At 74.4% G+C, this 22,314-nt stretch carries 16 protein-coding genes; 9 read left to right on the forward strand and 7 right to left on the reverse strand.

Translation table 11 applies throughout. The features are described from left to right. Positions 1-337: 337 nt before the first annotated feature. Both ACPXCB_RS28125 and ACPXCB_RS28130 read right to left on the reverse strand, forming a co-directional pair. Complete coding sequence (locus ACPXCB_RS28125) at positions 338-1,771, reverse strand: MFS transporter (RefSeq protein WP_425878845.1); 1,434 nt, start codon at positions 1,769-1,771, stop codon at positions 338-340. A gap of 85 nt (positions 1,772-1,856) precedes the next feature. Continuing rightward, a complete protein-coding gene (locus ACPXCB_RS28130; protein WP_132239717.1) occupies positions 1,857-2,093 on the reverse strand; it encodes a hypothetical protein in 237 nt (78 codons plus the stop codon). Positions 2,094-2,242: 149 nt separating this feature from the next. Between ACPXCB_RS28130 and ACPXCB_RS28135 the strand changes: the two genes are divergently transcribed. From ACPXCB_RS28135 to ACPXCB_RS28145, 3 genes are all read left to right on the forward strand, one after another. Then, complete coding sequence (locus ACPXCB_RS28135; protein ID WP_425878846.1) at positions 2,243-3,373, forward strand: geranylgeranyl reductase family protein; 1,131 nt, start codon at positions 2,243-2,245, stop codon at positions 3,371-3,373. Positions 3,374-3,622: 249 nt separating this feature from the next. After that, on the forward strand, positions 3,623-3,814 hold the full coding sequence (locus ACPXCB_RS28140; protein WP_425878848.1) for a hypothetical protein: 192 nt from the start codon (positions 3,623-3,625) through the stop codon (positions 3,812-3,814). Positions 3,815-4,078: 264 nt separating this feature from the next. Further along, the gene (locus ACPXCB_RS28145; protein ID WP_425878849.1) at positions 4,079-5,755 is read left to right on the forward strand and encodes an ABC-F family ATP-binding cassette domain-containing protein; all 1,677 of its coding nucleotides are present in this window, start codon (positions 4,079-4,081) and stop codon (positions 5,753-5,755) included. A 118-nt stretch (positions 5,756-5,873) separates the two neighbouring features. Here the strand turns inward: ACPXCB_RS28145 and ACPXCB_RS28150 are convergent, their stop codons facing one another. Then, positions 5,874-7,664 carry a bifunctional metallophosphatase/5'-nucleotidase gene (locus ACPXCB_RS28150; RefSeq protein WP_425878850.1) on the reverse strand — a complete coding sequence of 597 codons (1,791 nt, stop codon included), beginning with the start codon at positions 7,662-7,664 and terminating at the stop codon, positions 5,874-5,876. Positions 7,665-7,876: 212 nt separating this feature from the next. On the opposite strand from ACPXCB_RS28150, the gene ACPXCB_RS28155 reads away from it, so the two are divergent. Continuing rightward, positions 7,877-8,779 (forward strand): SDR family oxidoreductase, encoded by a 903-nt coding sequence (locus ACPXCB_RS28155; RefSeq protein WP_425878851.1) that lies wholly within the window; start codon positions 7,877-7,879, stop codon positions 8,777-8,779. Positions 8,780-8,805: 26 nt separating this feature from the next. Here ACPXCB_RS28155 and ACPXCB_RS28160 read toward each other — a convergent pair whose 3' ends face one another. Further along, a complete protein-coding gene (locus ACPXCB_RS28160) occupies positions 8,806-9,465 on the reverse strand; it encodes a nucleotidyl transferase AbiEii/AbiGii toxin family protein (RefSeq protein ID WP_425878852.1) in 660 nt (219 codons plus the stop codon). Next, entirely contained in the window at positions 9,462-9,803 is a 342-nt protein-coding gene (locus tag ACPXCB_RS28165; RefSeq protein ID WP_425878854.1) for a hypothetical protein, read from the reverse strand. Before ACPXCB_RS28165 ends, ACPXCB_RS28160 begins: the two co-directional genes overlap by 4 nt. A gap of 373 nt (positions 9,804-10,176) precedes the next feature. Between ACPXCB_RS28165 and ACPXCB_RS28170 the strand changes: the two genes are divergently transcribed. The 5 genes from ACPXCB_RS28170 to ACPXCB_RS28190 are packed head-to-tail and all read left to right on the forward strand — an operon-like array spanning position 10,177 to position 17,041. Next, positions 10,177-11,691 carry a hypothetical protein gene (locus tag ACPXCB_RS28170; RefSeq protein ID WP_425878856.1) on the forward strand — a complete coding sequence of 505 codons (1,515 nt, stop codon included), beginning with the start codon at positions 10,177-10,179 and terminating at the stop codon, positions 11,689-11,691. After that, positions 11,692-12,897 (forward strand): hypothetical protein, encoded by a 1,206-nt coding sequence (locus tag ACPXCB_RS28175; RefSeq protein ID WP_425878857.1) that lies wholly within the window; start codon positions 11,692-11,694, stop codon positions 12,895-12,897. After that, on the forward strand, positions 12,898-15,294 hold the full coding sequence (locus tag ACPXCB_RS28180) for a GTPase-associated protein 1-related protein (protein WP_425878859.1): 2,397 nt from the start codon (positions 12,898-12,900) through the stop codon (positions 15,292-15,294). 3 nt (positions 15,295-15,297) lie between these two features. Beyond that, on the forward strand, positions 15,298-16,872 hold the full coding sequence (locus tag ACPXCB_RS28185) for a hypothetical protein (protein ID WP_425878861.1): 1,575 nt from the start codon (positions 15,298-15,300) through the stop codon (positions 16,870-16,872). Next, positions 16,859-17,041, forward strand: coding sequence for a hypothetical protein (locus ACPXCB_RS28190; protein WP_425878863.1), 183 nt, complete (start codon positions 16,859-16,861; stop codon positions 17,039-17,041). Before ACPXCB_RS28185 ends, ACPXCB_RS28190 begins: the two co-directional genes overlap by 14 nt. Here ACPXCB_RS28190 and ACPXCB_RS28195 read toward each other — a convergent pair. Further along, a complete protein-coding gene (locus tag ACPXCB_RS28195) occupies positions 17,038-21,318 on the reverse strand; it encodes an SAV_2336 N-terminal domain-related protein (protein ID WP_425878864.1) in 4,281 nt (1,426 codons plus the stop codon). The two genes, ACPXCB_RS28190 and ACPXCB_RS28195, sit on opposite strands and share 4 nt — an antisense overlap. Further along, a complete protein-coding gene (locus tag ACPXCB_RS28200) occupies positions 21,308-22,306 on the reverse strand; it encodes an AAA family ATPase (protein WP_425878865.1) in 999 nt (332 codons plus the stop codon). The genes ACPXCB_RS28195 and ACPXCB_RS28200 overlap by 11 nt, the downstream gene beginning before the upstream one ends. Positions 22,307-22,314 lie beyond the last annotated feature (8 nt).

A 22,314-nucleotide genomic window follows, 5' to 3' on the forward strand; every position in this document is an offset into this window, starting at 1 on the left:
GCTGACGAAGGCCGCGCAGACGGTGCAGGTGTCGGCGTACCCGGACCACTACGCCCAGTGGGAGCAGCAGGCCGCCGGCCTGGTGGCCGAGCACTGGAACAGCTGACGACAGCAACTGAACGCCGCTCTGGCCGGCATCCCACCTTGGGGTGCCGGCCAGACGCATGTCGGGCCTCGGTGACGGGTGGCGGAGCCGGGGCGACCGGGGACGAACTGCATCGCGACCGCTGACCCGCCGCGCCGGCCGCGTCCGGTGAGATGGGCCGGGACCCACCCCGCGACAAGCAGACCGCCCCGCGACAAGCAGACCGCCCCGCGACAAGCAGACCGCCCCGCGTCAGCGGTCGTCACCGCGGTGGCCGTAGGCGACGTCGACCAGGGCCGCGACCAGCGCGAGCGCGATCACCCCGGCGGCCAGCAGCAGCGAGTGCCGGAAGGCGAGCGAGAAGTCCCCGCCGCTGGCGGCCAGCGAGGAGAAGAAGATCGAGCCGACGGCGGCGATCCCGGCGGCGGAACCGATCCGCTGGCCGGTCTGGAGCATGCCGGCCCCGCTGCCCGCCTGCCGTACCGGCACCTGGGCCAGGGTCAGCGTCTGGTTCGGCGCGATCACCAGACCGCTGCCCAGCCCGGCCACCAGCAGGGGTGCCGCGGTCAGCCATGGCACGGCGGCGCCCCTCGGGGCCAGGTTCAGCACGACGACCACCGCGACGAGTCCCACCACCACGGTGAGCAGCCCGACGGCGACCAGGGGACGCCCGAAGCGGTTGACGATCCGGCCGCCGAGCGCGGACGCGGCGGCAGAGCCCAGCGCGAACGGGGTGATGGCCAGGCCGGCGACCAGCGCGCTGTAGCCGAGGCCGTTCTGCAGGTAGAGCGTGAAGATGAAGAAGATCGCCGTGAACCCGCCGAAGTAGACCAGCGCGATGAGCGATCCCAGGGCGTACGACCGGAAGCCGAACAGCCCCAGGTCGAACAGCGGTTCCTGGCGGCGGCCGTACCACCGTTCCCACGCCCCGAAGCCGGCCAGGGCGAGCAGCCCCGCCGGAACGAGCAGCCACTTCGCCGGGCTCCGCCATTCCTGCTGCACCAGCGGCAACAGCACGGCCAGCACTCCCACGCCGAGCAGCAGCACCCCGACGGGGTCCAGCCGCCGGTGGTCGCGTGGGCCGGCCGGTCGGTCGGGGAGCAGCCGCCAGCCGAGGACCACCGCGAGAACGCCGACCGGCACGTTGACGAAGAACACCCACCGCCAGCCGTGCGCCTCGCCGCCGACGGCGATCAGCAGGCCGCCGAGCAGCGGGCCGATGGCCGTGGAGATGCCGATGGTGGCGCCGAGCAGCCCGAACGGGCGACCCCGCTCCGGCCCTTGGAAGAGCTCCTGGATCAGCCCGGTGACCTGCGGGTTCACCACCCCGGCGGCGGCGCCCTGGAGCAGCCGGGCCGCGATCAGCCACCCGGGCGAGGCGGCCAGCCCGGCCAGCGCGCTGGCCAGTGTGAACAGGGCGATCCCGAAGACGAACGCGCTTCGCCGGCCGCGTGCGTCGCCGAAGCGGCCGGCGGAGACCAGCACCAGCCCGAACGTCAGGGCGTACCCGGAGAGCACCCACTGCAGGTCGCTGGGGGAGGCCCCGAGGGCGCGGTCGATGGACGGGACGGCGACGTTGACGATGCTCACGTCGAGCAGCGTCATGAAGGCGGCGACCAGCCCGACCCCGAGGGCCTGCCAGCGGCGCCGCTCGTCCGGCGACGCGGCCGTGTCGGCCGGGCTCATCGTGCCTCCCGTGGACCGGTGATCGGGCATCGTCGAGCGCTACCCCGGTCCCCGGGAGGCGAACCATCGCGAGGTGCGCGGCGGCTCACGCCATCTGGCGGGCGCAGAACCGGGGACCGAAGTCCAGCCCGGCCATCGGCGAGTCCTCCCGGTGCAACAGGTTCTTCTCGGTGAGCTGGTGCAGCGGCGCCCGCAACTGCTCCTCGGTGAGACCGGCCTCCTCGGCGATCAGGTCCGGGTAGGGCACCTGTCCCCGGGCCTCCAGTGCCGCGACCGCGTCGTACACCCGCTCCTCGACATCCGACAGCTGCACCTGCCGCATGGCCTTTCCTCCTTCGCCTGTCCCGCCCCTGCACGGGCGGTTACCCCGCGCGTTTACCCGGTGGACGGGCGAAGATACCCACCCGATCGGGCGGTGCCGGCGGCCGCGCCGTCGGCGCCGCGGGCTGCGGCTTGCCCTAGGCTGCACCAGTGATCGTCTGGGATCTCGCCGTCGTCGGCGCCGGCCCCGCCGGGCTCTCCGCCGCCCACGCCGCCGCCCGAGCGGGTGTGCGCACACTGGTGGTGGAGCGCGCCGCGCACCCGCGTTACAAGACCTGCGGGGGTGGGCTGATCGGCACCTCGCTCGCGGCGGTGGCCGACCGGATCGAGGTGCCCGCGCACGACCGGGTCGACCGGGTGACGTTCACCCGGGACGGGCGACGCCGGTTCACCCGCCGCCATCCCGGCGGGCCGCTGGTGAGCATGGTGCGCAGGGAGGAGTTCGACGACCGGCTGCGTGCCGCCGCGGTGGCCGCCGGTGCCGAGGTGCGCGAGCGCGTCGCGGTCCGCGCGGTCGAGCAGGACCCCGACGTCGTACGCCTCAGGCTGGCCGACGGGGACACGGTCCACGCGCGGACGGTGGTCGGGGCGGACGGCTCCTCGGGGGTGACCGCCCGGCACGTGGGGGTCCGCCACCGGCAGGTGGACCTGGGGCTGGAGCTGGAGCTGCCCGTGCCGCCGGAGGAGCAGGCCCGCTGGCGGGGCCGCCTCCTGCTGGACTGGGGTCCGCTGCCCGGCTCGTACGCCTGGGTCTTCCCGAAGGGCGACCGGCTGACGGTCGGGGTGATCGCCGCCCGGGGCGAGGGGGAGCGGACCAGGGCCTACCTGCGCGGGTTCGTCGACCGGCTGGGCCTGTCCGGGGTGGAGCCGGCGCACGACTCCGGCCACCTGACCCGCTGCCGGGCCGAGGACTCGCCGCTGCGTCGGGGCCGGGTGCTGGTCGCGGGCGACGCTGCGGGGCTGCTGGAGCCGTGGAGCCGGGAGGGGATCAGCTACGCGCTGCGTTCCGGCGAACTGGCCGGCGCGGCGGTCGCCGCCGGTGACCTGGCGGGCTACGACCGCGCGGTCACCCGGGACCTGGTGCCGTCGATGCGCGCCGGGCACCGGCTGCTCGACGTGTTCGCCCGGCGGCCGGGGGTCTTCCACGCGTTGTTGGCCACGCCGCCGGGCTGGCGGATGTTCGTGCGGTTCTGCCAGGGCCGGGCGAGCTTCGACGAGACGTTGCGTCGCGCCCCGGTCCGGGCGGCGCTGGCGCTGCTGGACCGGCCACGGGCCGGCTGAACCCGGCCGGGGAGGCCCGCACGTCCTGGCCGCGCACGCCTGGCCGCACGTCCTGGCCGCGCACGCCTGGCCGCATGTGCGTGGCGCGCACGCCTGGCCGCACGTCGCGGCGTGCACACCTGTGTCCGCGTGCGGCGCGCCGCACGCGGACACACCGGCCCCCGCCTTTCGCCCAGGATCCTAGGATGCCTTAGCGGTGGTGTCCGTCGTCACCACCGCAGACAATGATGACGTCGAGGGAGAGAAGTCATGGCAGAAGACCGCTCCGGACCGTCGTTCACCGACGACGAGTACAGCTTCCTGCGGCACGTGCGCTTCGGCGAGCTGCCGCCCGCGGCCCGCCCGGATGAGCGGACGGCGCTGACCGAGACCGATCCGCGGCGGGACCAGCCGGATCCGGGCGACGAGCGGGACCGGTGGGACCTGCGGCACGGGGCCTGACGCCCTGCCCGGGGAACGGGGCGCAGCTCCAGCACCGTTCCTGCCGGTTCTTCGTGCGGCCCGCCCGGCGGAGCGAAATCCGGACGAGCGGGAGCGCCCGCGCTGCTAGCCTGGCCGTCATGGCACGAGGTATCTGGTCGCAGAAGGTTCGCTCCGCCCGCTGACGGCGGCGCCTGCTCTCTGCTGAATCCGCGCTCGCCGTCCCGGGTCCCGCCGGGCGGCCGCTTGCTGCTGCCCGGCTCCACCACGAGCTGCGGAGCACCCTTGAACCTCACCCCGACCCCCGAAACCCTGTCCCTGCCCGTCACGGCGGGCGGCGCCGCGCACGTCCGCGCCACCGGCGTCGCCGTCGTCCGCGGCTCCCGACGGGTCCTCGATGACGTGTCGGTGACTGTCTCCGCCCGGTCCCGGATCGCCGTCGTCGGCGAGAACGGCCGCGGCAAGACGACGCTGCTGCACGTTCTCGCCGGCCTCATCCCGCCCGACGAGGGCACCGTGCACCGGGCGGGCACGATCGGCCTGGCCCGGCAGGAGCTGTCCGCGCGTGACGGTGAGACCGTCGGCACCCTGACGTCCGAGGCGCTGGCCGCGTCGTTGGCGGCCCTCGCCGCGCTGGACGAGGCGTCGCTCGCCGTGGCCGCGGGCGATCCCGGCGCCGGGGACCGCTACGCCGTCGCGCTGGAGGCCGCCACCGGGCTCGACGCGTGGGACGCCGAGCGCCGCATCGATGTCGCCCTCGATGCCCTGGGCGCGTGCACGGACCGCGACCGCGCGTTGTCGGAGCTCTCCGTCGGGCAGCGCTACCGGGTACGGCTGGCGTGCCTGCTCGGCGCGCGGCACGACGTGCTGCTGCTCGACGAGCCGACCAACCACCTCGACGCCGACGGGCTGGACTTCCTGACCCGCAGGTTGCGCGAGCACGACGGCGGCCTCGCCGTCGTCAGCCACGACCGGGCGCTGCTGCGCGACGTCGCGGACCGGTTCCTCGACCTCGACCCGACTCGCGACGGGACGCCGCGCCTGTACGCCGGTGGCTACGACGCCTGGCAGGACGCCCGGCGGCGCGAACGTGAGTCCTGGGAGCAGGACCACGAGGAGCAGCAGGCCGAGCACCAGCGGCTGCAGAACGCGGTGTCCAGGGCCCGCGACCGGCTCTCCACCGGCTGGCGGCCGGACAAGGGGACCGGCAAGCACCAGCGCCAGTCCCGCGCGCCGGGCGTCGTGCAGGCTCTGCACCGCCAGCAGGATGCCCTCCAGGCGCACCGGATCGACGTGCCGGAGCCGCCGCCGACCCTGCGGTGGCCCGACCTGAGCGTCCGGCGGGGTGCGCCACAGTTGCGGGCGTACGGCGTCGTCGTCGACGGGCGTCTGGCCGGTCCGGTCGACCTCACCCTCGACGGCGGCGACCGGCTGCTGGTCACCGGGGCGAACGGTGCCGGGAAGTCCACGCTGCTCGCGGTGCTGGCCGGCGCGCTCCCGCCCACGGACGGACGCGTCTGGACGGCGAAGGAGGCACGGATCGCCCTGATCGACCAGGAGACCGCCGCGCACGATCCCGGCCGCACCGCCGGCGAGGTCCACGCCCGCCACGTGGGGCGGCTGGTGGCCCGCGGGGCGCTCCGCGACGCCGAGGCCGTTCCGCTCGGGGCGCTCGGGCTGCTGGACTCCGATGCGGTGCGCACCCCGGTCGGGCGGATGTCGCAGGGGCAGCAGCGGCGCCTCGACCTGGCGTTGGCGCTGGCCGGGCGGCCCGGGCTGATCCTGCTCGACGAGCCGACCAACCACCTGTCGTCGGCGCTGGTCGACGAGCTGACCGAGGCGATCCGCGACACGAGCGCCGCCGTCGTGGTCGCCACGCACGACCGGCAGCTGCTGCGGGACCTCGCCGACTGGCCGCGCCTGGAGATCGGCGGTCGGGTCACCGGCCGCGAACGACGCTGACCCGGATCGCGGCGCCGGCCCGGTGTCACGTCGCGCACGTGGCAACGGGCCGGTCGTGCCGCCGGGCATCGGACGGGCCGCAGGCGATCAGCCCACGGCCCGTCCGGTGATGCGGGGATCAGAAGACCGGCACGCCCTCGCGCACCAGCCGCCAGTTCGGCTGGTAGAAGTCCGCCGGGTCGATGGTGCCCTTGGCCTGCGCCCAGTCGATCAGCAGCTGCCGGATCTCCTGCTGCTCGTTGTAGACCTGGGTCTTCACGATGCCGGGGAAGTTGCCGCCGCCGCTGCGCCGGTAGTTGTTGACCGCCACCACGAACTGCGCGTTGTCCGCCACCGGCGTGTCCGTGCCGGGCAGCACCAGGCGGGTGACGCGCTGGCCCACCGGCTTGGAGATGTCGATGTCGTAGTCCAGGCCGGAGAAGACGTCGTAGTTGTAGTCCGGCACGGCGGGGTCGCTGATCGTCGCCGGGTCGACCGGGGCGCCGGGGGCGAGGGTCCGGAAGTACTTCGCCGAGTACTCCAGGTAGGCGCGCACCTCGGCGCCGCTGAGCACGACCGCCTCGAGGGTGTTGTCGAAGACGTACAGCCCGGCCACGTCGCGGATCTTCACGTCGCCGGCGGGGAAGACCGCGGTCCGGCTGAACGGTGCCGCGATCGACAGCACCGGCAGGTCCGCGTACGCCGTGCCGGCCAGCGCCTGACCGACGACCTCGGTCTGCACGTGGTTGATGAAGTCCAGGATGGGGGTGTCCTTGTAGCGGCTCTCCGCCGCCGAGAGCTCCACCGTGGAGCGGGCCACGACCTGGTTGACGTACGCGACGGTCTTCTGGTGCTGCGCCCGTACGGCGGCGAGGACCTTCGGGTCCTCGACCACGGTGTTGGTGTTCAGCAGGGCGGCGGCCTTCTTGGTGATCTTCCAGCGGCCCCGCTCGCGGGCCAGGGTGAAGTCCATCCGGCTCAGCCGCTGGCCCCACTTCGACGGCTCGGTGAGCAGCACCTGCTCGCCGGTCCGCTCGTTGGTCACGAACTTCTCGGCGACCTCGGCGTGGGCGTGGCCGAACAGGATCGCGTCGATGCCGGGGACCTGCTGGGCGATCAGGGCCGTCGGGTTCTCGATCGGCAGCTCCGGGCCGTAGCTGGAGGTGCCGCTGTCGCCGCCGTGGGCGGAGATCAGCACGATGTCGGCGCCGCGCGCCCGCATGATCGGCACGTACTTCGCGGCGGTGGCGATCATGTCGTCGAACCGCAGCTTGCCCTCGACGTTGGCCCGGTCCCAGATCGCGCTGCCCGGGTTGGTCAGGCCGAGGATGCCGACGCGCAGCGGCGGTGCGGCGAAGCCGACGGAGACCTTCTTGATGACGTACGGCAGGAAGGCCGGCTTGCCGGTGGCGACGTTGACGGCGTTGGCGGCCAGCGCCGGGAAGCCCAGCTGCGAGATCCACTTCGCCAGCAGCGGCAGGCCGTAGTTGAACTCGTGGTTGCCCAGCGTCACGGCGTCGTAGCCGAGCACGTTCATCGCGTTGGCCATCGGGTGCGTCGCACCGGTGGTGGTGATCGGCTCCTGCTTGGCGTAGAAGGTGGCCAGCGGGGTGCCCTGGATGGTGTCGCCGGCGTCGAGCACCAGCGTCGCCTTGCCGCGCCGCTCGGCACGGATCTGCGTGACGAGAGCGGCCAGCTTGGCGACGCCCACGTCGTTGTGCTTGCTGTCGTCGTACTCGGCGTCGGAGTAGTAGTCCCAGTTGTAGACGTTGCCGTGGGTGTCCGAGGTGCCGAGGATCGTCAGGTCCCAGGTCCGCGACCGGGCCGGGCCGGCCGCCTGGGCGGGGGTGGCGGCGATCAGCGGGACGCTCGCCGCCGCGGCCGCGGCGGCGAGCACCGTCCGACGCGACGGGCCGGAGGGAGAGGTCATGAGGTGCCCTTCCATGGGGGTTCGGGACGCCCGGTGAGCGCCGAGCGCACCATAAACGAGCGGCGGTCACTCCTGCCACAGCCGTCCGAGGTGTTTCATCACACCGGCGCGCACGGGCCTGGTGATGTAACACGGCGACGGTCGTTTCCGCTGGCCGCCGCAGGGTAGGGCGGGGAGAGACCCAGACCCGACCGGTGCGCGAGGAGACGTCGGTGAGCGAGGACCAGCACACCCAGCAGGACCCCACCAGCCAGTACGGCCAGCAGGAGGGACAACCGAAGCAGCAGCAGACGCCGCCCGGCTCGACGGAGGAGATGACCCCGAAGCCGGACCACGGCGAGGAGTCGTACCGCGGTAGCGGCAAGCTCGACGGCCGGCGGGCGTTGATCACCGGTGGCGACTCCGGCATCGGCCGCGCGATCGCCATCGCGTACGCCCGGGAGGGCGCCGACGTGCTCATCTCCTACCTCAGCGAGGAGGAGGACGCCGACGCCCGGGAGACCGTCCGGCTGGTCGAGGAGGCCGGCCGCAAGGGCATCGCGGTACGCGGCGACATCACCGACGAGGGGCACTGCCAGGAGTTGGTCGAACGGGCCTTGGGCGACCTCGGCGGGATCGACATCCTGGTCAACAACGCGGCCTACCAGATGGCACAGGACAAGGGCATCCTCGGCATCAGCGGCGAGCAGTTCGACCGGGTGCTGAAGACCAACCTGTACGCGATGTTCTGGCTCTGCCGGGCGGCCGTGCCGCACATGCCCGAGGGCTCGGCGATCATCAACACCTCCTCGATCCAGGCGTTCGACCCCTCGCCGCAGCTGCTGGACTACGCCACCACCAAGGCGGGGATCGCCAACTTCACCAAGGCGCTCGCCGCCGACCTGGCCGAGCGGGGGATCCGGGTGAACGCGGTGGCGCCGGGCCCGATCTGGACGCCGCTGATCCCGGCGACGATGCCGAACGAGAAGGTCGAGAAGTTCGGCCAGGACACCCCGGAGGGACGCCCCGGCCAGCCGGCCGAGCTGGCCCCCGCGTACGTCTTCTTCGCCTCGCAGGAATCCAGCTACGTCACCGGCGAGATCCTCGGCGTAACGGGCGGCCGCCCCACAAAGTAACCCCGCCCCCTGACCCGGGTGGGTGGTCAGCGGGGCCAGGGGGTTAGGCGGGTACGGACCTGGGCTACGGCGGCGGGGTCCAGGCCGTAGCGGGCGAACCGGCGGTCGGGCAGCCGGTCCAGGTAGCGGCCGGCTGCCCGTACGTCCTCGTCGTCCAGGGCCGGGTCGAGTTGGCGGGCCAACTCCAGCAACTCCGCCACGTCGTGGTGCTCGAGGGCCGCCGCGACGTCGATGTAGTCCCGGACCTCCCGCCGGTTGACCAGGGCGGCGGTCTTGTTCGCCATCAGGTCCCGCACGTCCATTACCGGCCCGAGATCCATGACCACCGGGCTGCGGTGCCGGTCGAGGCGGGCCAGGCTGAGCCGGATGAGGCGCCCGTCCCGGCTCACCACGAAGTCCCGCAGGTCCCGGTCGAAGCCGTCGAACAGCTCGGCCAGCTCGCTGTCGGGGTCGGCGTCGGTCACTTCGAACCCGGCGCGTTCGAGCGCCGTACGGACCACGTCGGCCGCCGCGGCGGCGGCCCCCTCGACGTCCGCGAACAGGTCCACGTCCTCCGTCGGGCGGGTCACCAGCCCGTGCGCGGCCCAGGCCACCCCGCCGCCGAGCACGAACCGGTACGGCCCGGCCGCGGACAGGGCCACCCGGGCAACCTCGCGGTAGAACTCGTGCGGGTGGGCGGTGTTCACGCCGTACGCAGCCCCCGATGGTGACTTTCCCACGCCTGGCGTACGCCCCGGGGCAGGTTGAGCAGCCGCCACACCCGGCGCAGCGTACGCCCGTTGATGAGCAGCCGGAGATCCTCCGCGCGGGTGGTCTCGCGCAGCACGTTCTCGTACATCCAGAGCAGTTCGTCCGGATCGCCCAGGTCGAAGGTGCGGTCGGAGTTCCACATCAGCCGTACCGGCAGCTCCACCACGCCACGGGTGGGGCCGGTCAGTTCGGCGAGCGAGCGGGCCACCACGGCGGGCCGGCCCGGGCGGGCCAGGTGGGCCGCGCGGGTCGGTGCGGGGGAGAGGGCCTGCATGTTGTCAGGGTAACCCCAGGTCGGGCCGTCTGGACTCGCCTGTTTGCCCGCGTCGGGTCGGTGTTGCTGGTTGCGGGCTTTCGTGTCGGCCTGCTCGCCGTGGTGGTTGCAGTCGGTTTGTGGCTGGGTACACATGGTCGCGGCCGACGTGAGGCATCCCCGCCGACCTCGTCACCGAGCACTGGAACGGCGCCAGGGAAAGCCCCGTGGAATGTCCACTGTCCGTGGAGCGACAGTTACTTGTGATCACCTTCGCGATCTGGTGATGATCGCAGCGCGGCGGGGGCGATGAACATCCGTGGTTGGGGGGCGGCATTGAACTGTGGCCACACGTCCGGTTGCTGCGCCTCGATGCGCCCCGGGGTCTGATCCGATGGCGTTCGACGCCGAGCGTTACGACCGTGAGGTCATCAAGCCGCTGCGAGGCCGGCACGGGCGCCTCCCCGCCGGCGACCTCGCCGTCCACTACGCGGTGCGGCCCGGCTGGACCGGGGAACAGCTCGCGGCCCACCTCGTGGAGCTTCGGGAGTTCTGGCGTGAGCGGGCCACCGGCCCGGACAGTCGGGCCGAGATCTGCCGGCTGCTGATCCGGGCCGACGACGAACTGCGTCGCGACGTCGGCGACCTGATGAACGACCCGGCCTGGTGGCGGGAGCAGGGCGGTGCCTCCGCGGGAGCTACGCGGAGCACCGCCGCGCCGGGCATCCCGGTCCGGGAACGGGCGGACTCCGCGCAGCGGACCTGGCCGCCGCCCACCCGGGAAGGCGGCGCCTGGTCGTGGCGGACGGAGGCGCGCGACTTCATCCAGCGCCGGCTCGACACGCCGGTCGGGGGCGGACACACGTCGAAGCGCAATGGCGTTCAGCCCGCCGGCGGCGGCACGGACGGGCGCGGGCCGGGCCCACCGACCGAGGCGTCGACGGCCCTGCCGCTGCAGCGGCGCCCTGAACCGGCTCCGGGGCCAGCCGGCCCGCCTGCGGAGCTTGTCGTCGAGGTGCTCGGCGCCCGGGACGACCGCTGCCGGGTGCGGGTGTCGTGGCCAGCGGCGGGCGGCGAGGTGCGCGTCCGGTGGGCCGCGACGCCACCGCCCTGGCCTGCGGGAGAGGTGCTGTCCGTCTGCGCGCTGTCCGGCTTCGGCACCGAGCTGACCGGTGAGCGGCGGGAGCGCGACGGCGAGGTGAGCATCGTCGCCGACGTTCCGCTCGGCTACCACCTCTACGTGCCGTTCCTGGTCGCGCAGGACCGCGCCACCGTGTGCCACCTGGTCGCGCTCGGGGTGGCCGAGCCGGTGCGGCGGCTGCGGGCCGAGCGGCGGGGTGACGACGCGGTCGTCTCGTGGATCTGGCCCGAGGGGTCGCGGCTGGCCCTGGTGGAATGGTCCGCGCCGGCGGGCACCGAACGCGGCCAGATCAGCCGCAGCCGGTACGCCGGCTCGAACGGCTTCCGGATCCCGGCGGCCCCGGACCCGTGCACGATACGGGTGTCGGCGCTCACCTCCGTCGCCGCCGACGAGGTGCGGTCCCCGGCCCGCGAGGTGTCCCTGCCGCCCCGGCCGGTGCGCGTCTCGTACACCCTCAGCCGGCACTGGCGCTGGCACCTCGGCCGGCGGGAGATCACCGTGCGGCTGCGGTCGGCGACCGATCTCGCGGACCTCGCGGTCACCGCGGTGCTCGGGGCGGAGCCGACCATGCCGCTGTCGCCGACGGCCGGCGCCGTCCTCGCCGAGGCCGTGGGCGTCGAGCTGCCCGGCGGCCAGGCCCGGGAGCTCACATTCGTGGTGCCGGAGCTGCCCCGGCGCCTTCATTCCCACTGGATCCGGTGCTTCGTGCGCGGCGGCGTGCCGATCGTGGTCACCGATCCTCCCGTCGAGTCGATGAGGGTGTCGTAGATGGCCGAAGTCGCGTGTCCGTTCTGTTACCAGCGCATCGACGGGTCGGCGCTGTGGTTCCAGTGTCTGGGCAAGGGCGACGCCGACCGTCGGGGATGCGAGCCGGGCCCGGATGCCGCCCGCCGCAACCTGACGGGTTTCACGGAGACCATGCGGCCCGTCTTCCCGCCGCCACGCCACCAGCGGCTCCGGCCGGTACGGGTGGCGTGGTGCCCGAACTGCGGCGGCCGGACCGGCATCCGCGCCTGTCCCTCCTGCCACACCCCGGTGCCACCGAACTTCGGGGAGACGGCCAGCCCGATGATCGCCATGTTCGGCGGCAAGGGCACCGGCAAGACGGTCTACCTGACCGTCCTGGCCCACCAACTGCGCTCCTCCGACCTGCGCCGCAGGTTCGCCGCCGACATCCGGATGACCGGCGACGGGCAGGGCGGTTTCAAGTCCCCGCTGAAGTGGCTCGAACAGAACGTGGACCGGATGTTCATCGAGCACAAGCTCTTCGAGGCCACCGCGGCGGCGGTGAACGGCCGGCAGAACCCCCTGGTGTTCGAGTGGCGCGGCGAGCGTCCGCGACGGCTGCGGTCTCCGGCGTACCGCACCAGCTACCTGTCGTTCCACGACACGGCGGGCGAGGACGTCAGCACCCTGAGCGGCGCGAACGACCTGGAGTACGTGGGTGCCGCGGACGGTCTGATCCTGTTGCTCGACCCGTTCATGCTGCCCAAAGCGCGGGAGCGGCTGCGGCTGCCGCCGTCGGCGATCCGGTCGACGGAGCACACGCTCGCGGTGGTCGACCGGCTGACCCAGAGCCTGCGCGCCAGCACCGGGGTGGGGGGCACCGAGAAGATCAGCAAGCCGGTCGCCGTCGCGTTCGCCAAGATGGACGCCTTCTTCGACGAGCTGGGCCAGGATCATCCGCTGTGCCAGGAGCCCCCGCGCGAGCCGGCGTACGACGAGCGGTTGGGCAGGGCCACCCACGAGCAGGTCGCCGCGCTGCTGCGCAAATGGGAGGGCGACGACATCGAACTGCACCTGCGGATGAACTACGAGACCTTCCGCTACTTCTTCGTCTCCGCGCTGGGTGCCGAGCCCGACTACGACAACGCCCTGGTGGAGGAGCGCGGGGTGCGTCCGTACCGGGTCGAAGAGCCGCTGCTCTGGCTGCTCAGCCTGCCCCGCTTCGGCGTCGTACCTCGGCAGGGCTGAATGACCGGGCGGTTCGAGACCCTCATCTACACCGACTGCCGGGAGGGCCAAGGGCTGCGCGGCACGCCGGGGCTGCAGTTCCAGGCCCGGTCGGCCGGGGCGGACCGCGGCGCGGAGGCGGTGGTGCAGCGCAACCTGCTGTACGAGCCGCCATCGCGGTGGATGCGGGAGCGGCGCCCGGTGAGCGAGTACCCGGTGTCGTTCGCCCACGTCTGGGACGGGATGTTCGCCACCGCATCCGGGATCTACCTCGGGCGGGAGAGCGTGGGCGGTCGGGAGGGCAACCAGCTCACCCACGCCATCGTGACCACCGATGCCGCCGCGTACGGGCTGGTGCGCCCGGCCCAGCTGTTCGGGGCGCCGTTCTGGACGGCCGAGCCGGCGCCCGACACGCGGTGCCCGCCGCTGGAGCCGGGGTGGCAGCCAGGCTCGTTCGGACCGGCGGAGGCGCGGGCCTTCGTGCAGGCCGCGCCCGACGGTGCCGAACTGCTGACGGCGCTGCTGTCGACGTTGCGCGCGCCGGCCGGGCAACCGAGCCGGCGGGTGCTCTTCGTCGCCCGCGAGCCCGCGCAGGTGCTGCGCTGGGTGACGGCGGCGACGCTGTTGCTGCCGCAGCGGGAGGCCCTGCGCATCGGTTTCAAGGTCTTCACCCTCAATCCCGCGTACGCGCCCCAGCAGATCCTCGCCGTGCATCCCGACTGGGGCGGTGCCGGCGCGACCCTGGACAACGACCAGGGCTACGCCGTGTTCGACCTGGTCCGGCACGACTGGAGCCGGGTGGCCGCAGACCGGGCGGCACGGCGATGGGTGCACCTGTTCCTCGCCGAGGACCCGCTCGACGTCGTGGACGCGGTGGAGGTCGCCGCGGCGTCAGGGGCGGAGGGCGAGGACGCCACCGGTGTGGCCCTGGCCGCCATCCTGCGGCGTCTGCCACCCCGGGAGGAGGTGGGCGGACTGGTCCGTTGGCTGCGGCAGGGGCCACCGCCGTTGGTCCGGCGCTACGGCGGCGACATCGTGGACCTGCTCGTGGCGACCGCGCCGCAGTGGCCCGTCGACGTCCTGCGCGGACTCGACGACGTCAGCCGGGCGGCGTCCTTCCCGCACCGGGGTGCGGCGGTACGCCTGGCGCTGGTCGACGCGGAGCTGCGGGAGGTGATGTCGTCCGACACGGTTCGTGCCGATCGGGCCGCGCCGACCGACGGGTGGACCCCGACGGACGAGGCGCGGGCGCTCGGCCCGATCACCGAGGCGATGCGCGCGGCCGAGCCGCTCCGGTTCGAGGCACTGCTCCGGTTGTGCGGCCGATTCGGGCTCCGGCCGCCGCTCACCGGGTTGCAGCCGGGCCTGGACCGCTTCGTCCTGGACTGGGCCGATCACCCCGAGCGGGCCTACCAGTTCCCGCTGTGGGCCTGCGCGGAGGGAGTCGAGCGACTGCTGCGCCAGGAACTCGGGCAGCGCCTGACCGCCGAACCGGACACCGCCTACGAGCTGGGTGACCAGTGGTGGGACGTGCTGCTGCGGGAGCCGATGCGGCTCGACGAGCCGTTGGACGCGGCGGTGGTGGAGGCGGCCCTGCGTAACCTGCCGCATGCCCAGCAGCTGGACCTGATCGAACAGTGCCTCCGGACCGCCGTGGAGACCGACCGGCCCGCCGTGCTGGTGAACCGCACCGCCGCCGTGATCTGGACGCACCGCCCGGTGGGGTTGGCCGAGGCGCACCTGCTGCGCCGCCTGCTGCCGCGCAACGCCCCGCTGGACCCGCGGATCTTCGCGGCGTCGGGCGCGGTGCTCGTGGAGTACGACCCGGACCCGCAATACCTGGAGGCGGCGCTGCTGCTGGTCGCGTACGGGCTGTGGTCGCCGCCGCCGGAGGTGGCTCGCGCGATCGCCGCGTGCCGCGCCCTGGCCGGGGTGCTCGACCAGTTGGCCCGCTCCCGGCCCGACATCGGCAGGCTCACGTTGACTGTGCAGCACCTGCCGCCGCAGCTCGTGTCGGCCCGCCTGCGGGAGCTGTGTGACGCCCTGGCGGCAGCGCCGGCGGCGGCCGCGGCCTTCGCCGTGCTGACCCACGCGACGCAGCTGATCGAGCCGTACTCCCGCAAGGTCCGGGCGGAGCTGATGCGCAGCTCGACTCCGGCCCACGTCGCCCTCGCCTTCGTGCTGGTCCACCTCGAACGGCAGTCGGCCACCCTGGCCGCGCTGGTTCCGCCGGGTATCCACGCCGACCTCGACCGGAAGGTGCGTACGGCGGTGGCCCGCTGTTCGCAGAAGCGGCTCGACGAGATGACGGCGCAGGTCGAGGGGGTGGGGCCGATGTGGTCGGCGCAGTGGCGGAGGCTGGTGGGCGCCAACCGCCGAGGTCTGCTGCGCCGCCTGCGGCGCGGCGGGCGGGGGTGACCGGTGTCCGCCCCGGCCGCTGCCCTGCTAACCCTGTTCGGTTTCCTCGTGTTGGCCGCGTACGGCCTGGTCGCGGTGACGGTCGCGCCGATCGTCCTGTACTGCCTGCTGGTCGGCGGGCTGGCCGGTTGCGTCCTGGCACTGGCCGAGACGACGCGGGTGCTCGGCGGGTGGGTGGACACGCCGCGGGTGCGCACGCCGCGCGACGGGTTCACCGCCCGGCGGAACAGCCGGTCGTCCCGGCGCGACTACGCGTGGCCCCACTACGCGGTACGGCAGGCCGGGTACGACCTGTGGCACGTCGTCGAGCGCTGCCACGAGCACGTCACGAGGTCGTGGCGGGTCTGCTGGCGGGCCCTGCCGCGGCTGCCCCGCTACCACGCCCGCGTCGCCGGCGCCGGGCGGGATGCCGGCCGCTCCCGCACGTGGACGGTGGTGCTGGGTTGGCCGTTGCTCGCCCTGCCCGCCGCCGCTCTCGTCGGGCTCACCACGGGGACGGTGGCCGTGCTGTCGGTGCTGACCCTGGTGGTTGCCGTGGCGACCGGCACCTGCTGGCTCCTCGGTGCGGCAGCGATCGGGGTGCTCCGCGTCGTCGACCGTCGGTGGCGCGTGTCCTGGCAGACGGACACCTGCTGTCCCTGGTGTTTCTTCCTCGTCGACCTACCGGTGTTCGCCTGCCCGGGCGGGCACGCCTCGGTGGCGCCGCTCAGGTCGTCGCGACACCGGCTGCTGCGACCCGGCGCCCAGGGGCTGTGGCGCCGACGGTGCGGTTGCGGGGCGTCGCTGCCGGCCCTGCGGATGTCGGCCGGCGTGCGGCTGACTGCGGAATGCCCGAAGTGTGACGTCCCGCTGGCCGCCGGCGTCGGCCGGGCCACGGAGATCCGGGTAGCGGTGTTCGGGGCCCCGGACGCGGGCAAGACGACGGTGGTCGACGCCCTGGTGGCCCGCCTGGCGGCGCGGTTCCCCCCGGACGGTTGCGCGGTCGCCCGCCTCGACGTCGACGCACGCACGCGACCGCAGGTGGTCAGCGTGGCCATGCGGGCGCATCGCGCGCCGCAGCGGGTGCAGGTGTTCGACGCCCCTGGGTGGGGTCTCGTCGACCGCGAGGTCTGCGCGTCGTACGGCTATCTGGACGACACCCGCAACTTCGTCTTCGTCGTGGACCCGCTGTCGCTGCCGGCGGTGCGCCGACGGGTGGCGGAGGCGCCCGCCCACCTCGCGCCGACCGTACGGGTCGCCCGTCACGACGTGGTGGACTCGTACGAGGCCGTGGTGGTGGGCCTGCGGCATCGGGGCGTCGCCACCGAGCGGTGCCGGTTGGCGGTGGTGGTGTCCAAGGTCGACCTGCTGGGTCTGCTGCCCGGCGGCGGTCCGACGCGGGAGGATTCGGGCCACGTGCGGGGCTGGTTGGCCGGGCAGGGCCTCGACCATCTCCTGACGGCCGTGGGCCGGGACTTCGGCGAGGTGCGCTTCTTCCTGCACGGCACGGCCGGTTCGCCGCCCCCGGACGACCCGCTGGTGTGGTTGCTGCGTGGCGAGCGCGTCCTGCGCCGGGAGGTGGCCCGTGCGCTCCACTGACCTGCCCGCCTCCTACCGGGCGTCGCGGCTCGTCACCCTCGCGCTGACCGGTCTGGCCGTGGCGACCCTGGTGGCGCTCGCCGCGCGGGCCGGGGTGCCGCAGGCGGTGCTCCGCTGGGCCGCCGAGGTGACGCGTGACTGCTGGGGCGTGTGGACCGTGGTCGGCTAGCTCCCGGGTCGGTCCGCCGGGCCCTCGGTCAGCCGCCGCGCCCGCACCCGGTGTCGGTCGGCGGCCGTCCTGTCGCCGGCCCGTTCCCACAGCTCGGCGAGCTCCTGGTGGGTGCTGGCCAGCCGGGCGCGCAGCGTCACGTTGCCGACGTCGTCGCGGAACACCCGGCCCAGGACGGCGCAGCTCTCGTCCAGCGCGTCGATCGCCGCGCCGGCGTCCCCCGTCTCGGCGAGCAGCCCGGCCTGGTGCCTCAGCATGGTGGCCAGGTCGGCGGCGTAGCGGGCCGGATCGGCGGTGGCGAGGTCGCGGTGGATGACGACCACCTCGCGCAGGGCCGCCGCGGCGTCGCCGTGCCGCTCGAGGTCGTGCAGGTGCACCGCCCGGCAGTACAGCGCCGTCGCCAGCTCGACCAGGGCTTCGGCGTCCCTGCCCGCCGCCAGGTCGCGGTGGATGCGTACCGCCTCGTCGCCGACCGGGAGCGCGGTCTGCGGCGATCCCACCTCGGCGAGGTCCATGGCCTGCCGCAACAGCGCGCGGGCCAGCGCCGGCCGCCGCACCGGGTCGGCGGCGGCCAGCCAGCGGTACAGCCGGACGGCGTCGTCCTGCGCCTTGAGCGCGGCGGCGCCGTCGCCGGCGAGGCGGTGCAGCACCGCCAGCGCGTCGAGCGTTCCGGCCAGCCGGACGCAGTCGTCCCGCGCCGCCACGGCGGCAGCGCTGGCGGCACCGAGGCGGTGCAGCCGGGTCCGCTCGTCGAGCGCCTCGACGAGCCGGGCGACGTCCGGCAGGCCGCCCGCGTCGGCAGGCGGCGCGGCGCGGATCAGGCCGGCGGAGACCAGGTCGTACGCGTGCGCCACGGCCTTCAGGGCGGCCTCCACGCCCTCGTCGGCGCGGCCCAGCTCGCCCAGCAGCCGCGCCCGCCGGGTCTGCGCGGCGCAGAGCAGGCCGAGCCGCCCGTCGGGCACCCGGCTGGGGAGCTGCCCGTAATACTCCAGGGACCGGTTCGTCGCACTCAGCGCCTGCACGGTGAGGCCGGCCCGCTGCAGGGCGTCGGCCTGGGCGTCCAGGGCCGAGGCCAGGCGCGCCACGGCCCATGGTGTTCCGGCGCGGTCGAGCGTCCGTACCCGAAGGTCGATCTCCTCGGTCAGCACGGTGAGCACGTCGTGCGAGCCGCTGGCGGTCAGTCGTTGCCGGTGGTGCCGCAGCGCCTCCGCCAGCCAGGGCAGGTGCCGATCGGAGTCACCCAGCCGGCGGGCACCCTCGATCAGCGCAGTCGAGCGGGCCACCGGCTGGTCGGCGAAGAGGGCCCCCGGGTCGTACAGCCCGCCGGCGACGGCCCGCAGCATCGGCAGCGGCGTCTCCGGGTCCTGCACGAGCAGACGCAGGCGGGCCACCAGGGCGGGCGGCGGCGCCGACGTGCGCGAACGCGTCTGCTGGAGCAGGCTGAGCAGCAGCGCCGGCTGGTCCCGGACCACGTGCCAGAGCGGCCCGGCGAGGGCGGGATGCCGGTGGCAGGCGGGCCCGAGCACCGTCACGGCCCGCCGCGCCTGCTCCGGGGTGCAGTACGGGAGGACGTCCGTGACCAGGGTGGGGGCGACGAGCGCCGCGGCGACCGCGAGTCCGTTGCCGACGTCGTCCGGCTCGACGGGCCCCCAGTACTCGCCGTCGGCGCCCGGGTAGAGCTCGTGCAGCCAGTTCGCCAGGCGGTGCAGGATGGTCCGGTCGGTGGTGTCCCCGGGGCGGATCCGCCGCACCACCTCGTGGGCGTCGGCGGCGGTGCTCGCGCCGTACAGGGCGGCCGCCGCCAGGTACCCGTCGAGCTGCCCGGCCCGGGCGTACGAGATCCGCGCGGCCACTGCCGTGGCCTCCGCGTACCGGCGCTCGCGGGCGAGCAGCACCGCCGTGACGTCCGCGACGGTGACCGGCGGGGGCGGCCCCGGCACGCTACGGACCAGGATCCGCAGCGCCGTCAGGTGCAGTGCGACGGGTGCGCCGAACCGCTCGTCGTCGACGTCGGGCAGGTGCACCGCGGAGGCGCGGTCCCGCCAATGACGGGTCCCGGTCTGCGCGTCGAGCGCCCCGGCGATGGCGAGCACGGCGTGCCGCAGCGCGGTCTGCCGCTGGCGTCCCGGCGGCCAGGGTGCATCCAGCCGCTGGACGGTGGCCTCCCGGATCAGCCCCCACGGGTCGGTGCGGCGCAGCTCCTGCCACCAGTCGCCGGCGGCGCGGGCGATCAGGAGCAGGCGGAGCGCAGTGCCGTTTCGGGCTGCCCGGGCCAGCTCCTCCAGCACCTCGTCGGTCCGGGTCTCGGCGCGGTCCACCACCACCAGTCCGCCGTCGTCCGGCCCGGCGTCCACCGCTGCCGGCAGGGGCGACGAGGCGTCCCGCCAACGCGCGCGGCGGCGGCCCACGAGTTCCCGCACCAGCCGGGTCTTGCCCTGGCCGGGGCCGCCGACCACCACCCGTACCGCCGTGCCCGGCTCCTCGCACCAGCGTTCCAGCGTGGCCAACTCGTTCCTGCGACCGACGAAGGGCACCACCGCGCGGTGCGGGGAGAGCAGGTCGGCCAGATCGGCCGCGGGCCTGGCGACGGCCTCCGGTGTCGCCACGGCCGGGTCGTCGGATGTGGCGGGCCCCGGGTCCTTCGGCGCGGCGGGCAGCGGGTCGGCTGGCGACGGCACGTCGGCGGCAGCGGCCGTCGCCGCACCGGCCGGTTCGGCGCGTACGGGCGCCCGGGCCGCCACCCGGTCCAGCCGGGCCCGGCCGATCGTGTTGATCACCGCGAAGGGGAGGCTGTCGGGGACGAGCCCGGGCCGGCCAGGGCCGGGGGTGAGCGCCGTGAAGTGCTCCCGCGCGACGCCCACCCGGGCCTGCACGGATCGGGACAACTCCTCGAGCAGTTCGCCCGCCCGGAACAGGTCGGAGCGGGCCAGCGTGTCGAGGAGCAGCGGTTGGACCCCGTCGACGAACCGGTAGCGCCCGGCCCGGGCGTCGACCACCCGGAGCAGCCCGCTGAGCAGCACCTCCGCCAGCTGCGAGGGCGGGGCCGGGCGGAACATGGCCTGCTGGATGTAGCGGATCACCGGCAGCACCGGTTCGGTCATCGCGACGTACCCGGCCAGCCGGAACGCCCCGGGCGACGCCGACGAGCGGAAGTGCCGGACCCGTTGCCCGGGACTCGGCGGCGTGCCCTCCCGCCCGGGGCCGGTACGCGTCCGCTCCCCGGTGACCGGGGTGACCGCGCTGGTCACGGCCGTCGCGCCGGCGAGCAGCCGCGCCCAGCGGCCGAGCCAGCGTGGCGACAGCTCCAGCACCGGCACCAGGGTGCCGTCCTGGACGGGCATGCCGTCGAAGGCGGTGAACCGCAGGTCGGTGTTCGGCGCGCCGGGACGGGGCGCGCTGAGCAGTCCCGCCACCGTCCGCGCGCCGGTACGCGACCACATCCGTTCCGGCAGCGGCTGGAGGATGGACACGGGCCCGTGCCGCGCCCAGCGGCGCAGGAGGGCGCCGGCCGCGCCGGTGTGCCAGATCTGGTCGACGCAGTCGCTGACGACGACGACCACCCGCCGGCCGGTCGGGTCGACCAGCTCCGCCGGGCGGCGCGCCTCGCCCCGCCAGCTCGACAGCGCGGCGGCACCGACGCCCGCGCCTCGGTGCAGCCGCCACCGGCTGACCTGACGGAAGATGCCGGACGCGGTCAGCGTCTCGACGAGGCCGGTGGCGAGGTCCCGCCACAGCGTCATCGACGCGGTCCAGTCCACCACCACCGCGACGTCCAGCCACCGCTCCGTCGACGGCATCGTCACCGCCGGCCAGGGCCGGTCGACCAGCATGTGTTCGGCGACGGCGCGTACCGTGGCCTCCTCGTCGAGGACGTCGACGCGGGGGCAGGGCACCCGCCGCATCAGCGGTCGCAGCGACCGCTGGAAGCCCAGCCGGTCGGACAGGGTGGCCGAGCGGGGCACGACGACCTCTGCCGCCGTCATCGTGCCCGGCTCGGGCGGCGGCACGTACAGGCTGGTGGGCGCCGGTGTGGGCGCGGGCGGTGGCAGCGGCGCGGGCGGCGGCTCGGGGTCGTCGGCCGGCACCGGTACGTCGGGCTCCGGTCCGCCGGTCGGCGCGGTCCCGGGCGCGGGGGACGCCGGCGCCTTCGGCGGCGGATGGGTGGTCGGGGCGGGGGCGCGCAGGTGCTGCGCCAGCCAGAGCGCCTCCGCCAGCTCCCGGGGCGTCGGGTCACCGCCGGCGGCGACGACCGCCGCGTGGAGCCGGTCAATCGTCATCGGACTGGCGGGACAGGTTGGCCATCACCTTCTCGGCGAGCTGCAAACGGTCGACGCCCCCGGACCGGCCGGCCTGGTCGGTCAGGTAGATGGCGTTGAGGAGCTGGTCGGTGGCGAGGTCACCCGGCTCCCGGCGGGCGAGGAAGCTGTCGATCAGGTCGGCGCTGCCGTCGGCGAGACCGTCGAGGTGGGCGCTGACGATCCGGGCCAGCTTGTCGCCGTCGGGCTGCCGCAGGGTCACCTGGACGCAGCGCCGCAGGAACGCGGGCGGGAACTCCCGTTCGTCGTTGCTGGTCATGACGATGACGGGGAAGGCCCGGCAGCGTACCCGGCCCGCGTGGACGGGCACCCGCTCGGTGCTGTCGGCGGCCATCACCAGCGCGTCCGGAGAGTGGTCCGCCTGCCGGACCAGCTCGGGAATCTCGTACGTGCCGTCCTCGAAGATGGTGAGCAGGTCGTTGGGCAGGTCGAGGTCGCCCTTGTCGATCTCGTCGATTAGCAGCACCCGGGGTCGCGCCGCGGGCAGCAGGGCGGTGCCGAGCGGACCGAGGCGGATGAAGCGGCCGACGTCCTCGCCCTCGTCGCCCGCCACGCGGCGACTGTTCTGGTAGAGGCGCGCCAGCGGATCGTACTGGTAGAGGCCGTCCTTGAGGGTGACCCGGCTGGTGATGTTCCACCTCAGCGGGCGGCCGAGCCTGAGCTCGTGGGCGATCGCGGTGGCCAGGGTCGACTTGCCGGTGCCGGGGCGGCCGGTCACCAGCAGCGGACGCCGCAGGTAGAGGGCGGCGTTGACGAGTTCGACGGTGTCCCGGTCGGGCCGGTACTTCCCGCCCTGCCGCGCGTCGGCGGCGGTCTCGGCGACCGGCGGCGCGGTGGGGGTGGCGGCCTCGTCGAACGACCGCCACGGCGGTGGCGCGGGCAGCCGTTCGATGCCGTCGTGCTGCTCGCCCGTCCCCTGGTAGATCCACCAGCCTGGTGTCTCGGACACGTCCGCTC

The organism is Micromonospora sp. DT62 (assembly GCF_049847285.1).
Lineage (GTDB): Bacteria > Actinomycetota > Actinomycetes > Mycobacteriales > Micromonosporaceae > Micromonospora > Micromonospora reichwaldensis.